The organism is Pseudomonas sp. SWRI92, from assembly GCF_014268685.1.
Taxonomy (GTDB): Bacteria; Pseudomonadota; Gammaproteobacteria; order Pseudomonadales; family Pseudomonadaceae; genus Aquipseudomonas; species Aquipseudomonas marvdashtae.
The window spans coordinates 811,442-825,920 of the sequence record NZ_JABWQY010000001.1 but is presented as its reverse complement, the minus strand read 5'-3'; the positions used below and the strand labels follow the sequence as shown (position 1 = coordinate 825,920).

The following is a 14,479-nucleotide window of genomic DNA, read 5'->3' as shown; positions in this document are numbered from 1 at the left end:
CTCAGGCAGTGAAGTCACTGGCGTGCAGCTCCTTGACGCCAACCAGTTCGAACTCGAACTCGGCGGTGGCGTCGGCGTCGATGCTGCCGTAGAGGATGCCGTCGACGAAGCGCAGTTGGCCGGTGGCGTTGGTGGCGTCAAAGGCGTTGCTGCCGATGAAGTTGAACGCATCGACATTGGCGGTCAGCGGGTTGGCGTCCAGACCGGTGAAATCCAGTTTATCGAGCTCCGTCGTCTTGAAACCGTTGATCACATCGCGCGCCGCGCCGACGCCCATGTCCGACAGCGCACCAAACGCATAAGTATCCGCGCCCGTGCCGCCGGTGAGGTTGTCAGTGCCGGCACCGCCGATCAGGCGGTCGTCGCCCGAGCCGCCCACCAAGGTGTCGTTGCCCGCGCCGCCGTTGAGGATGTTCCCGGCACTGTTGCCCGACAGGGTGTCCGCATAGGCGCTGCCCGTCAGGTTCTCGATGAACTTCAGCGTGTCGAGCCCCGAGCCCACGGTGTTTTGTTGCGCGGAGGTCGACAGGTTCACGGTCACCCCGGCCGACACGCGCTCGAACGACGCCGTGTCATTGCCATCGCGCCCGTCGAGGATGTTGTCGCCAGCACCGGCGAACAGCGTATTGCCCAGCGCATTGCCGATCCCGTTGGCAGCGCCCGCATTATCGATGTACAAGTTCTCGACATTGTTGCCCAGCGTGTAGGTGGCCAGGCTGCTGTGGACGCTGTCGATACCGCCGGACACCGGATTGCTGCTGGTCTCGATCACCGTATCGCTGGTGTTGTCGACATAGTAGGTGTCGTTACCGTCGCCACCGCTCATGCTGTCGGCCCCCGCAGCGCCATTGAGCACGTTGTTGGCGGCGTTGCCGGTGATGAAGTTGCGACGCTCGTTGCCGGTCCCGTCGATGTCCGACACGCCGGTCAATACCAGGTTTTCCAGGTTGGCGCCGAGCGTCCAGCTGACCGACGCCTGGACCGTATCGATCTGCGAGGTCGAGGTGTTGGTTTCCACCACGCTGTCGAATGCGTTGTCGACGACGTAGATGTCGTTGCCATCGCCACCGGTCAACGAGTCGGCACCCAAGTCGCCGTCCAGTATGTCGTTGCCGGAACTGCCCACCAGCGTGTCCGCCTGGTCGGTGCCGGAGATCTTCCCTCCTTCATTCTGCGCGCCGTCGAAAATATCCTGGACGCTGTTGTTGTCGTTGGGGTTGCCCTGGAAACCGAGGTCACCTGCGATGTAGTCCGCCAGGCGCTGGCCGACGATTTCCGCCGACTCCTCATGCAGATGCCAGACGTCGTCGGGATACACCAGCGGGTCGACTTCGTAGCGCAGCGGCAGGTCGGTGTAGTCCACCGCCAGCTTCACATCGGCGCGCTCGGCCGCGATGGCTTCCTGGGTGGCGCGGACATAGCCGACGCCCGCGACGATGGCGGCGATCTTCTCTTCCGAGTAGCCACGGGCACGCGCCGCGTCCTGCTCGTAGTGACCGGTCTCCATCATGTACACATTGAAATTGCCAAACTGGGCGTGCAGGTAATCGAAGACCTTCAGCGTCGCCGCCTTGTAGGCCGCCGCTGCCGCTTCCTTGTCCGTGGCGCGGGCGATTTCCTGGGCGGCTTCCTCGCCCTGGCCCCAGACAATGCCCATCGTGACGTTGTCGATGGATTTGAGCTCCGTGAGCTGGTCGCGCAGCAACGTCACCGCACGCAACAGCGCCGGCCCGGGTTGGTTGGTGTCGGTCAACCACCAGCACAATTTCAACTCTTCGGCGCCGAGGGTCGACAAGCCGTTGACCGTGCTGCCACCCACCGCAATGTCGATGCCGTTGCCGTCGGCATCGCTGAACTGGCTGCGCACGTCGTAGGTGGTGTATTTGTTCAGGTCGTTGACCAGCATCGAGGTGCCGGACTGATCGTCGTCTTCGCTCATGCGCAGCAGGCGCGCGTTGGATTGGCCGAGCGTCGGCAGGTAAAGAATGTCCTGCTGGGCGCGCTCGCCGAAGACGAAATCATCGGCGGTCAGGGTGTTGAGGTAGTTGCCGTTCAGGGCGATCTCGAAGCGATTGCCATCGGCGTCGGCCTGGCTCGACTTGACGTAAGTCTTGTCGCCGGCCGCGTTCAAGGTCATGTAGAGCGTGCCATTGCTGCCATCGCCCAGGCCGAGGAAACCCAGCCCGGACACGTCGATCTTGTCGACGCCCGCGGTGAAGTCGTAGATCGTGTCTGTGGCGGTGACGCCTCCGGTGTCGTAGTCGCGGTAGCTGTCGGACAGGTTGTTGTAGCGGAACGTGTCGCCGCCGTCGCCGCCATACAGCGAGTCGCGCCCGGCACCGCCATCGACGATGTCGGCACCGGTGCCGGCCTTGATGGTGTCGTTACCACCCAGGCCCAGGATCAGGTCCGCGCCGGCCGTGCCGTTCAGGCTCTCGGCATTGGCCGTGCCGGTGATGGTGTTGGCGGGGGCATCGGCCACCACCAGGGCGAAGCTGTCGCTGACCGATGCCCCCGACGGATCGGTGGCCTTGACCAGTACGTCATAGTTGCCTGCCGCGGTGCTGGTGGGCGTGCCGGTGAAGGTCAGGTTGCTGGCATTGAAGCTCAGCCATGAGGGCAGGGCGCTGCCGTTGGCGAGGGTCGCGGTGTAGGTCAGCACATCCTGGTTGGCGTCGGTGAAGCTATTGCTCGCCACGGTGTAGCTGAATGGCGTGCTTTCGCTGGTGTTCTGGTCCAGGAGCGGGATGACCACCACCGGTGCCACGTTGGTCGGCGTGTTCTGGTCGGCGAAGACAAAATGACTGGCCGTCAGGCTGCTGACGAAGTTGCCCGCCATGGATATTTCGAAGCGGTTGCCATTGGCATCGACGGTGAGGTCCTTGAGGTAGGTACGGTTGGTCGATGCGCTGTAACTGACCTGCAGCGTGCCATTGAGCCCGTTGCCCAGCCCGGTGTAGCCCAGGGCCGAGACGTCGATCTTGTCGGCGGCCACGTCGAAATCGAGGATCTGGTCACTGGCGCTGGTGGAGCTTGTCCGGTAGCTGTCGAGCTTGGAGGTGTAGCGGAACACATCGGCGCCGGTGCCACCGGTGAGTTTGTCCACGCCGGTGCCGCCCACCAGAATGTCGTTGCCGGCTGCGCCATTGATCGTGTCGTTACCCGCGCCGCCGAAAATCTGCTCGTTGGCCACGGTGCCGGTCAGCGTGTCGTTGTTCGGCGTGCCATTGATCACCACGGAACTGGGCACGTCTTGCACGGCCAGGGTGAAGCTGTCGCTGACGGTAGCGTTGCTGCCGTCGGTTGCGGTGACTTGGATCGAGTAGGTGCCCGACGCCGTGTCCGGTGGCGTACCGCTGAAGGTGCGCGTGGCGGCATCGAATGTCAGCCAACTGGGCAAGGCATTGCCATCGGCCAGCTTGGCGGTGTAGCTGAGGGTGTCATTGTCCGGGTCGGTGAAACTGGTGGCAGGCACCACGTAGCTGAACGGTGTTTTTTCATTCGCGTTCTGGTCTAGCAAGGGCGTGGCCAGCACCGGCGCCTGGTTGGTCGGCGACGAGGTGGCGAAGACGAAGTTGGCGCTGGTCAGGGTGTTGAGGTAATTGCCGTCCAGGGCCACTTCGAAGCGGTTGCCATTGGCATCGGCCACCAGCGACTTGATATAGGTCTTGGTGCCGGCACTGTTGAGAACCAGGTAGACGGTGTTGTTCTTGCCGTCGCCCAGGCCGGTGAAACCCATGGCGGAAAGGTCGATCTTGTCGGCGCCGATGTCGAAATCGGTGATCAGGTCTCCGAGGTTGGCGCCGCCGGTATTGTAGTTGCGGTAGCTGTCCATGCGATTGGCGAACACGAAGGTATCCGCCCCGGCGCCGCCGGTGAGGGTATCCATGCCGGCGCCGCCGTTGAGTTTGTCGCCGCCCGCGCCGCCACTGAGGCTGTCATTGCCGGCCAGGCCGAGCAGGGTGTCGGCCGCATCGGTGCCCAGCAACGAGTCGCTGCCGGCGGTGCCGGTGATCACCCGGTTGAAGATGAAGTTGTCCGCCGTCAGGGTGCTTGCCAGGTTGCCCGAGAGAATCAGCTCGAAGCGATTGCCGCTGCCGTCGGCGTCGTAATCCTTGATGTAGGTGCGGTCGCTGCTGGCGTTGTAGCTGACTTGCAAGGTGCCGCCACGGCCATTGCCCAGGCCGGTAAAACCGAGGTCGGCGAGGTCGATCTTGTCCTGGGTGACGTCGAAATCGGTGATGGTGTCATCGAAGCTTGCGGTTGCATTGCGGTAGCTGTCGGACTGGCTGGCGAAGCGGAACACATCCGCGCCTGTGCCGCCGGTGAGTTTGTCGACGCCCGCGCCGCCCACCAGGATGTCGCTGCCAGCCGCGCCGTTGATGGTGTCGTTGCCGGCTGCGCCGTAGAAGATCTCGCTGGCGCTGGTGCCCGTCAGGATGTCATTGCCCGCCGTGCCTTGAACCGTGGTCATCGGCACCGTGGCGCTGACGTAGCTGCCGTCGCCGTAGACCAGCGTGGCGCCCTTGCTGGTGTGGCTGATGGTGTTGGCGATGATTGCGTTGCGATCGGTGCCGTCTTCGTTGCGCTCGGCGACGCCGTAGGTGGAAAGGTTGCTGCCGCTGATGACGTTGCCCTGGATCAGGTTGTCGCTGCCGTTGAAGTACTTGCCGGACACCCCAAGCGTGTCGTCGTAGGACTGGATGATGATTTCCGGTACCGCACTGCCCAACGCATTGTTGTTGAGCGTGTTGTCGAGGACCTCGACGTGATTGCTGCCGTAGATACGGACCCCTGCGCTGGCGTTGTCGTGGATGTCGACGCCAGTGACGGTCACGTCGCTGGACAGCTTGATCAGCACGCCTTCGGCGCCGTTGCCGTACACCTCGCCGCCGGTGATGGTGATGTTGCTGGGCGAGGGGATGTCTTCGCTGCCCCGCTGCACCACGATGCCGTTGCCGCCGTTGTTGTAGGCGACGTTGTTGGTGAGGGTGAAGTCGTGGGTGCTGGTGACGACGTTGAAGCCGTGGCGGTCGTTGTCGTAGGCGACGTTGTTTTCGAAAGTGCTGTCGCTGAGGAAGTCGGCAACGAACCCATCCAGGCCGTTGCCGTGGGACACGCTGTTCTTGATGACCATGTTGACGGTCTGCTCGTGGGGGTCGAAGCCGTACCCGGAGCAGTCCTTGATCTCGACGCTGTCGAGGGTGACGTTGGAATCGTAGCCTTCTTCGCCGGGGATATAACCGTTGAACCAGCCGTCCACCTTGCCGGTGGTGGCGTCGCGGTTACCGTCGATGGTGAGGTTGCTGACGCCGAAATCGTGGGTTTCCTCGCCATAGGCCGAGCGAATAATGCCGGTGATCTTGGCGTCGGAGCCGTCGGCCAGCTTGACCGTGGTGTCGCCCATGCCGTCGCCGTACAGGTAGACGTTGCTCTTGAGCATCAGGCAGCCATCGGAAGGTTCCTCTCCCCCCGAAACGATGTAGGTTCCGGTCGGCATGTACACCTGACCGCCGCCCGCGGCCGCTGCCGCATCGATCGCACTTTGAATGGCCGCCGTGTCGTCAGTAACGCCATCTCCTTTGGCGCCAAAATTTTGTACATTGAAAATCATGGACTTATCTCCGTATCAGGCTCAAAACCTCATTGGCTGCCAATATTCCATCAGCGACCTCGGTGTTAAGACCCAGCGGAGCGAAAAAGTTGTGACCGCACATCGGCGAAGTGTCAAAAAACTGGATGATCTGATCGGCGGTTGTCTCGATCCTGCCGATGTGTAACGTTTTGTTGACGCTTTTTGACGATCAACGGTGGAATGGATGAGCCCGTGCTTTCCTTGATTGGCATCAACCTCCCCATGCTCGACCGGCGTTAGCCTTGGATAAAGGCAGCGCCCCAAGTGCCGCCGGGGAGCCTCATGACGTATCTGCTGTTTCTGACCTTGCACCTGTTCGCCGCGCTGATCTTCATTGGCACGGTGTTCTTCGAGGTGCTGTTCCTGGAAAGCATCCGCCAACAACTGCCCACCAAAGTGATGGTTCTGCTTGAGCAGGGCATCAGCCGGCGTGCCCGACAATTGATGCCCTGGGTATTGCTGGTGTTGTTCGGCGCGGGCGTGGCCATGGTCTGGCTGCGTTACCGGGCGGTGCTGGCGTCGCCATTGCAATCGTCGTTTGGCGTGTTGCTTGGGTTGAAGATCCTCCTGGCGGCCAGTGTGCTGGGGCATTTCCTCCGGGCGATGTGGCTGTTTCGAAGCGGGCGCATGAAGGCCGGTTACGTCCGATTCATCCATGCCAGCGTCTTCTTGCATCTGGTCGCGATCGTGCTGTTGGCCAAGGGCATGTTTTACCTCAATGGGTAGAGCGAGCAGGGCGCTTGATACAGGTCAAGGTGGCCGCGTGGGATAAGCCTGACACTGTTGTCGCGCAGCCACTCGGAGATCGTCATGTTCGACCTGTTTCATACCCTCGATGAGTCTGCGCCAGCGGTTGCGCAGGCGGATTGCCCGATCGGTGCGCGTAAATTCCACCCTGGCATCGGCTCGCTCGACCTGCTCAGGGGGTTACGCTCCAGTCGGCAAAAGCGCCGGCCCCTGTCGCTGGCGGTGCATTTGCCGTCGCGCTTGAGGTTGGCCTCCTGCTCAACCCTGGCCAGCGTGTGCCGATGCGGGGAAATAGACGGCTATCTGCAACGCCTGACCTATGAGATGGGCCTGGTTGCCTGTCACCTGGGCTCGGGGCGGCGGGTCGAGCAGTTCTGCCTGACCGGCGGAACGCCGGTGATTACGCACCTGCAAAGGTTGATGAGCGACCTGCGCAAGCGTTTCGACTTCTGCGAAAGCGGTGACCACAGCATCGAAGTCGACTTGCACCATACCGACTGGTCGACCATGGGGCTGATCCGCGACCAGGGTTTCACCCATGTCAGCATCGGCGTTCCGGACATCGGGCGCGACAGCGAGTTGTCCGTCGATTGCTACCAGAACCCAGCCCCGATTCACTCGCTGATCGATGCGGCGCGGACCTTTGGTTTTCGCTCGATCAACATTGACTTGGGCTACGGTCATGCCTGGCAGACTCCCCAAAGTTTCGCCCAGAAACTGGCCACATTGATCGAGCTGGAACCGGATCGCCTGTACGTCTTCGATTACGCCCGCGCGCCTTATCGCTACCGTTCCAAGAACGCCTCAGAGGTCGGAGCCTTTTGCAGCGAGACCGACAAGGGCGCGATGCGTCGCAGTTGCTGCGAACAACTGCTCGAGGCCGGTTACCACTACATCGGCCTGGGGCAGTTTGTCCGGGCTGACGATGACCTGGCGGTCGCCCAGGAACATGGGCGCCTGCATCGCAACTGCCAGGGTTTCACCCGTCACGGTTGCTGCGATCATGTGGGTTTCGGCTTGTCGGCCATCACCCAGATCGAGCACCTGTACGTGCAGAACACCGACGACCTGCTCCAGTACTGCCAGCAACTCGATGCCGGGCAATTACCCGTGTGCCGTGGCTGGCGTTGCGAGGCGCAGGACTTGATCGGGGCCACGGTCACCGAGCAGTTGTCGTGTGACCTGGAGCTGGATATCCCAGCGGTTGAAAGGCGTTTCGGCCTGGTGTTTCGCGAGTATTTCGCAGGCGTCTGGCCTTTGTTGGAACAGTTGCACGTTCAGGGATTGATCGAGCTGTCGAGCCGTTTCATCGGCATCCTGCCCGCTGGGCGCCTGAGCGTAGACGCGATCTGCAACCTGTTCGACCCGGAAACTGCGGGCGCGGGCCTTCACTATTTTGAAAAGTTGAACCCTTCATGAACGCAGCCACCGGTTTCAATCGCGCCCTGGTCGAAAAATATGATCGCCCGGGGCCACGCTATACGTCCTATCCCACCGCGCCGCAATTTCACCAAGCGTTCGCCCTGGATGAATACCGCCAGGCGGCCGGGCGCAGCCACCTGGCGCAGGTACCCAAGCCGCTCTCGGTGTATATCCATATCCCGTTCTGCCAGAGCCTTTGCTACTACTGCGCCTGCAACAAGATCATCACGCGCAAGACCCATCGCGCCGTCGAGTATCTGACGTACCTCAAGCGCGAGATCGCCTTGCAAGCCGCCTTGTTCGAGCGCTCGCGCAAGTTGACCCAACTGCACCTGGGCGGAGGCACGCCGACTTACCTGACCCATGAACAACTGGCTGACCTGATGGACTGCCTGCACCAGTCATTCGACATGGACGACAGTGACGACCATGAGTTTTCCATCGAGGTCGATCCCCGCACGATAGATGCCGAACAGATCCAAGGCTTGCGTCGCCTTGGCTTCAACCGCCTGAGCTTCGGCATCCAGGATTTCGATGCGCAAGTGCAGGCCGCGGTCAATCGGGTGCAAAGCGAAGCCCAGGTCACCGAGCTGGTAGAGGCGGCCCGGCTGGCTCGATTCAAGTCGATCAGCGTCGATCTGATCTACGGCCTGCCGCTGCAAACCCTGGCCAGTTTCGATGTCACCTTGGGCAAAATCATCGCCTTGCGCCCTGACCGGATCGCCGCGTACAGCTATGCGCACCTGCCGCAACGGGTGAGGGCGCAACGGATGATCCGGCCCGAAGACATGCCGCCACCCGAACGTAAGCTGGAGCTGCTGGAACTGACCATTAACCGGCTGACCGCGGCCGGTTACGTCTACATCGGCATGGATCACTTCGCCTTGCCGGACGACGAGCTGGTACGTGCCCGTTCCCGGGGGACCTTGCAGCGTAATTTCCAGGGCTATTCCACCCATGCCGACTGCGACCTGATTGGCCTGGGCGTGTCTTCAATCGGCAAGGTCGGTGACAGCTACAACCAGAACGTCAAGGAGCTTTCCCAATACTACGCGTGGCTGGACCAGGGCTTGTTGCCAGTGCAACGGGGCTACCACCTGAGCGATGACGACCGCTTGCGGCGCGAAGTGATCAGCGAATTGATGTGCCACGGACGGATTGATTTCGGTCGGATCGAAGCGGGTCATGGCATCCACTTTGCCGAGTACTTCGCTGACGCGCTGGAGCGGCTCCAGGAGTTGGTGGGCGATGGACTATTGGAGATCCATGAGGACTCGCTGGTGTTGTTGCCCCAGGGGCAACTGATGATGCGTAACGTGGCCATGGCGTTCGATGCGTACCTGGCGGGGGAGCAGACGGTGCAGTATTCGCGAACGGTTTGACCCAGCGGGAGCAAGCTCTCATGGAACAAATTACAACCAACTGATTTTTAAGGCTAAAAATACATACCGATCGTTCCCGCGCTCCTGCGTGGGAATGTCGCCAGGGACGCTCCGCGTTCCGCTTCTGGCGGGTGACGCAGAGCGTCACGGGATGCATTCCCACGCAGAGCGTGGGAACGATCAACTCTGCTCAACCGGGCGAGAATGCTTTTGTGGCGAGGGGATTTATCCCCGCTCGGCTGCGCCATCCAGCGGGAGCTGGCTCCCTCGCCACGGTTCAGTGTTTCGGCTGCAAAGCCCTCGCCAGAAACGGCGCCGTGCGGCTTTCCCGACACGCCGCGACCGCCTCCGGTGTGCCGCAGACCACGACTTTGCCACCCTGCGTCCCCGCACCCGGGCCGATGTCGATGACCCAGTCGCTCTGGGCCACGACGCGCATGTCATGCTCGACCACCACCACGCTGTGGCCTTCGTCCACCAGACGGTTCAATTGCACCAGCAAGCGATCGACGTCCTGGGGATGCAAGCCGTTGGTGGGCTCGTCCAGCACGTATAGCGTCGCGCCCCGGGCCTTGCGTTGCAGTTCCGTTGCCAGTTTGATCCGCTGGGCCTCGCCGCCAGACAGTTCGGTGGCCGGTTGGCCGAGGCGCAGATAGCCCAGGCCAATGTCATGCAGCACTTGCAACGAGCGCCGCGCCGATGCTTGGCCGGCGAAGACCTCGAGCGCCTGGTCCACGGTCAGTTGCAGCACTTGGGCGATATTCAAGCCCTGCCAGATCACCTCCAGGGTCTGCGGGTTGTAGCGGGCGCCATGGCACGTAGGGCAGGGGGCGTACACGCTTGGCATGAACAACAATTCCACGCTGACGAAACCTTCGCCTTCACAGGTTTCGCAGCGGCCTTTGGCGACGTTGAACGAAAACCGTCCGGCATCGAATCCCAGCGCTGTTGCCTGTTCGGTAGCGGCGAAGAGTTTGCGCACGTGGTCGAACAGTCCGGTGTAGGTGGCGAGGTTGGAGCGAGGCGTGCGGCCGATGGGTTTCTGGTCGACCTGCACCAGTCGCTTGATCGCATCGAGCCCGGCGGTGACATGGCCGCCACTGGTTTGCACGGGTTCGTCTTCCAGGCTTTGTTCATCGGTCTCGGCGGTGGGGCCGGCCTGGCCCAGGTGGGCCCCTATCAGGTCAAGCAAGGCCTGGCTGACGAGGCTGGATTTACCTGAGCCCGAAATGCCGGTCACCGCCGTGAAACAGCCGAGGGGAAAGGCCGCGCTCAGGTTCTCGAGGTTGTTGCGGGTGATGCCTTCAAGGCGCAACCAGCCCTTGGGTTCACGAGGGGGGCGCGCGGCGGCAAAGCTGTCCGAGAAAAGATAGGCGCGGGTCCGGGACTCAGGCACTTGGCCAAGGCCTTCAGGTGGCCCGCTGTAGAGGATTTTTCCGCCTTGCTCACCCGCATCGGGACCGACGTCGATGAGCCAGTCGGCGCGGCGCATGGTGTCCAGGTCGTGCTCGACCACGAACACCGAATTGCCCGCCGCCTTCAGGCGCTGCAAGGCGCCGAACAACGCTTCGCTGTCGGCTGGGTGCAAGCCGGCGGAGGGTTCATCCAGCACGTAGATCACCCCGAATAACTGGGAGTTGAGCTGGGTGGCCAGGCGCAGGCGCTGCAGTTCACCGGAGGACAGCGTCGGCGTGCTGCGCTCCAAGGCCAGGTAGCCGAGGCCGAGGTCGATCAGCGTGGTAATCCGCTCCAACAGCTCGGCGGCGATGCGCTGGGCGGCCAGGCGTTTTTCCAGGGACAGGTTGGGTGTGTGGCGCGCGTCCGGTCCGCCCGCGTGGGGATTTTCGCCCCGGGCGGCGCGTTGCTCGCGGGCTTCACGGGTCTGGCGGTGGCTGAGGACGTCGCTCGGTTCTTCAGGCTGACGCAGGTAGTCGGGCGCGGCGACACCCTTGAGCACTTCGGCCAATTCCAGCAATGGCAGGTGCGACAGTTCGGCGATGTCCAGGCCGGCGAACGTCACCGTCAGTGCCTGGCGCTTGAGGCGTTTGCCCTCGCACACCGGGCAGGGGCTGGCGCGCATGTATTGGGCCACGCGCTTGCGCATCTGGGCGCTTAGCGAATGCATGAAGGTGTGCAGCAGGTAGCGCCGGGCGCCGCTGAAGGTGCCCTGGTAGCTGGGTTCGAGCTTGCGCTTGAGCGCTTCGCGGGTCTGGGCCGGGGTGAGCCCGGCGTACACCGGGACGGTCGGCGTTTCTTCGGTGAACAGGATCCAGTCGCGCTGTTTCTTTGGCAGGTCGCGCCAGGGAATATCGACGTCATAACCCAGGGTCACCAGGATATCCCGCAGGTTCTGGCCTTGCCACGCCATCGGCCAGGCCGCCACCGCGCGTTCGCGGATGGTCAACGAAGGATCGGGCACCATGGACGCTTCGGTCACCTCATAGACCCGTCCCAAGCCGTGGCATTGCGCGCAAGCACCCTGCGGCGTGTTGGGCGAGAAGTCTTCGGCATACAGCATCGGCTGGTCGGCCGGGTAGCTGCCGGCGCGGGAATAGAGCATGCGGATCAGGCTCGACAAGGTGGTGACGCTGCCCACCGAGGAGCGCGCGCTGGGCGTGCCGCGTTGCTGCTGCAAGGCCACCGCTGGCGGCAGGCCTTCGATGCTGTCCACGTCCGGCACACCCACCTGGTCGATCAGGCGCCGCGCGTAGGGCGCGACCGATTCGAAATAGCGCCGCTGGGCTTCGGCATAAAGCGTGGAGAAAGCCAGTGACGACTTGCCGGAACCCGACACGCCGGTGAACACCACGAGTGCATCGCGAGGGATGTCGACGTCGACATTCTTGAGGTTGTGTTCGCGGGCGCCTCGCACCCGGACGAACCCGGTACTTGCAGGCAATGAAGCGGTTGATTCGGGGCTGGTGCGAGCGGGCATTGAGCGTTCCTTGTGTGCGTCGGTGCAATGCGGTGGAGCAATGATAACCGCCGCAAGTTGATTTCAATCAAGGGCCCAGGCAAGGGACGGCCCTCACAATGATCGCCAAGATCCTGTCTTCAAGCCCTGGCGCTCATGACCCGTCCCTTTGTGATGTTGCACCCATCCCGCTCCTGGCTCCCCGGGCTGTTTGTTGTACTGCTGATGTTTGCGGGAATCGTCCAGGCCAAGGACTACGGTGACATCCAGCAACAGCGCATCCACCACGTCCTGGGTCAGGTCGACTCGACTTCCGGGCCCGAAGGCCCATTCAAGGTTCGCAAGCTCTCCACCGCCGGCAAGGTCCTGGGTTACGTCTTCCAGAGCCTGGATGTGGTGGACATCCCGGCGTACTCCGGCAAGCCAATCAACGTACAGGTGATCCTCGATCCCGCCGGGGTGATTCTCGACGCCTACGTGTTGGAACACCATGAACCGATCCTGCTGATCGGCATCGCTGAAGAAAAACTCCACGCCTTCAGCGCGCGCTACAGCGGCATCAACGTCAACCGGCGCGTCGTAGTGGGGCATTCCAGCGACCCGAGTGCGGTGACAGTCGATGCCATCGCTGGCGCTACCGTGACCGCCATGGTGGTCAACGAAGTCATCATGCGCGCGGCCCACGACGTGGCGGTGTCCCTGGGATTGGTCAAGGGTGATGCAGGGCTGGCCGTTGCCCCCGCGCGGGTGCGTAGCGATATTTTCCAGCCTGCCGATTGGACGACCTTGACCGGCAACGGCGCGATCCGGCGCCTGCACCTGACTCGTGGCCAGGTCGATGCATCATTCAAAGGCACCGAAGCCGAGCAGGTTGAAACCGCCAGCGGCGAGCAAGTCAATGACACGTTCATCGACCTCTACGTCACGCACCTGAACGCGACCACCATCGGCCGCAACCTGCTGGGCGAGACGCAGTACCGCACGTTGATGACCGAACTCAAACCGGGCGAACAGGCGATCGCGGTGATGGGCAGCGGTCGCTATTCCTTCAAGGGTTCGGGCTACGTGCGTGGCGGCATTTTCGACCGCGTGCAGTTGCGCCAGTCCGGCGACACCATCAGCTTTCGCGACCTGGATTTCCAACGTCTGAATGACGTGGCGATGGATGACATGCCGGACTTCGATGAAATGGCGATTTTCATTATCCGCGCCTCCCACCGTTTCGACCCCGGCGCGCCTTGGAGCCTGGAGCTGCTGGTGCGTCGCCAGACCGGGCCGGTCAGCGGCACCTTCAGCAGTTTCGAGTTGAGCTACCAACTGCCCGAGCCTTACCTGGAACGGCCGCTGCCCACTCCCGAGCAACTGGCGGCAGCCGAGGAGGCCAGCCGGCCGATGTGGCTGACCCTCTGGTATCAGAAAAGCGTCGAGATTTCGGTGCTCGGGGCGGCCTTGCTGGTGCTGACAGCGATCCTGTTTTTCCAAGACTCATTGGCCCGGCGGCCGGCGCTGCTGCACTGGGTGCGTCGCGCTTACCTGGCATTCACCGTGGTGTTCCTGGGCGGCTTTGCGCTGGCGCAGTTGTCGGTGGTCAACGTGCTGACCTTCGTCCATGCCCTGTTCGAAGACTTCCGTTGGGAGCTGTTCCTCAGCGATCCGCTGATTTTCATCCTGTGGGTGTTTACCGCCGCCAGCATCCTGCTCTGGGGGCGCGGCGTGTTCTGTGGTTGGCTCTGCCCGTTCGGCGCGCTGCAAGAGCTGATCAACGAGCTGGCGCGCAAGTTCAAGGTGCCGCAATACGAGCTGCCATTCGCCGTCCATGAACGGCTGTGGGCGATCAAATACATCATTTTGCTGGTGCTGTTCGGCGTCTCGCTGGAATCGATGTCCGGCGCCGAGCGGCTGGCCGAAGTGGAGCCGTTCAAGACTGCCATCACCCTCAAGTTCGACCGTCAGTGGTGGTTCGTCGCGTACGCGGCGGGGCTGCTGGTCATCAACCTGTTCACCCGCAAAGTCTATTGCCGCTACGTCTGCCCGCTGGGCGCGGCCCTGGCGATGCCGACCCGTTTGCGACTGTTCGATTGGCTCAAGCGCCGCAAGGAATGCGGCAACCCTTGCCAGCTGTGCGCCAAGGAATGCGAGATCCAGGCGATCCACCCTGATGGCCGGATCAACGCCAATGAATGCCATTACTGCCTCGACTGCCAGATGACCTGGCACAACGAAAACAAATGCCCGCCGTTGATCAACAAGCGCAAGAAGCGCAGCAAGGCGACGGCCACTGACCCGCAACGGATCCCCGTGGTGCAGGTGGATCCGACGCCCTGAGCGCTGCGGACGACCTGGCCCTGACCCTTTCATTCTTCACGGAGCACACACAGC

6 protein-coding genes are annotated in these 14,479 nt (G+C 62.4%); 4 read left to right on the top strand and 2 right to left on the bottom strand.

Going from position 1 to position 14,479, the window contains the following annotated elements:
* Position 1 precedes the first annotated feature (1 nt).
* A complete protein-coding gene (locus tag HU762_RS03290; RefSeq protein WP_186632844.1) occupies positions 2 to 5,614 on the bottom strand; it encodes a putative Ig domain-containing protein in 5,613 nt (1,870 codons plus the stop codon).
* A gap of 303 nt (positions 5,615 to 5,917) precedes the next feature.
* On the opposite strand from HU762_RS03290, the gene HU762_RS03285 reads away from it, so the two are divergent.
* The 3 genes from HU762_RS03285 (at position 5,918) to hemN (ending at position 9,186) form a co-directional block, all read left to right on the top strand.
* Positions 5,918 to 6,361 (top strand): hypothetical protein, encoded by a 444-nt coding sequence (locus tag HU762_RS03285; RefSeq protein ID WP_186632841.1) that lies wholly within the window; start codon positions 5,918 to 5,920, stop codon positions 6,359 to 6,361.
* 84 nt (positions 6,362 to 6,445) lie between these two features.
* Positions 6,446 to 7,801 carry a coproporphyrinogen III oxidase gene (locus tag HU762_RS03280; RefSeq protein WP_186632838.1) on the top strand — a complete coding sequence of 452 codons (1,356 nt, stop codon included), beginning with the start codon at positions 6,446 to 6,448 and terminating at the stop codon, positions 7,799 to 7,801.
* Complete coding sequence (hemN, locus tag HU762_RS03275) at positions 7,798 to 9,186, top strand: oxygen-independent coproporphyrinogen III oxidase (RefSeq protein ID WP_186632835.1); 1,389 nt, start codon at positions 7,798 to 7,800, stop codon at positions 9,184 to 9,186. Before HU762_RS03280 ends, hemN begins: the two co-directional genes overlap by 4 nt.
* A 277-nt stretch (positions 9,187 to 9,463) precedes the next feature.
* On the opposite strand, the gene HU762_RS03270 is transcribed toward hemN, so the two are convergent.
* Positions 9,464 to 12,121 (bottom strand): excinuclease ABC subunit UvrA, encoded by a 2,658-nt coding sequence (locus HU762_RS03270; protein WP_186632832.1) that lies wholly within the window; start codon positions 12,119 to 12,121, stop codon positions 9,464 to 9,466.
* Between the two features lie 135 nt (positions 12,122 to 12,256).
* Here HU762_RS03270 and HU762_RS03265 point away from each other — a divergent pair, with 135 nt between their 5' ends.
* The gene (locus HU762_RS03265; protein WP_238340331.1) at positions 12,257 to 14,425 is read left to right on the top strand and encodes a NosR/NirI family protein; all 2,169 of its coding nucleotides are present in this window, start codon (positions 12,257 to 12,259) and stop codon (positions 14,423 to 14,425) included.
* The last annotated feature ends 54 nt before the right edge of the window (positions 14,426 to 14,479 follow it).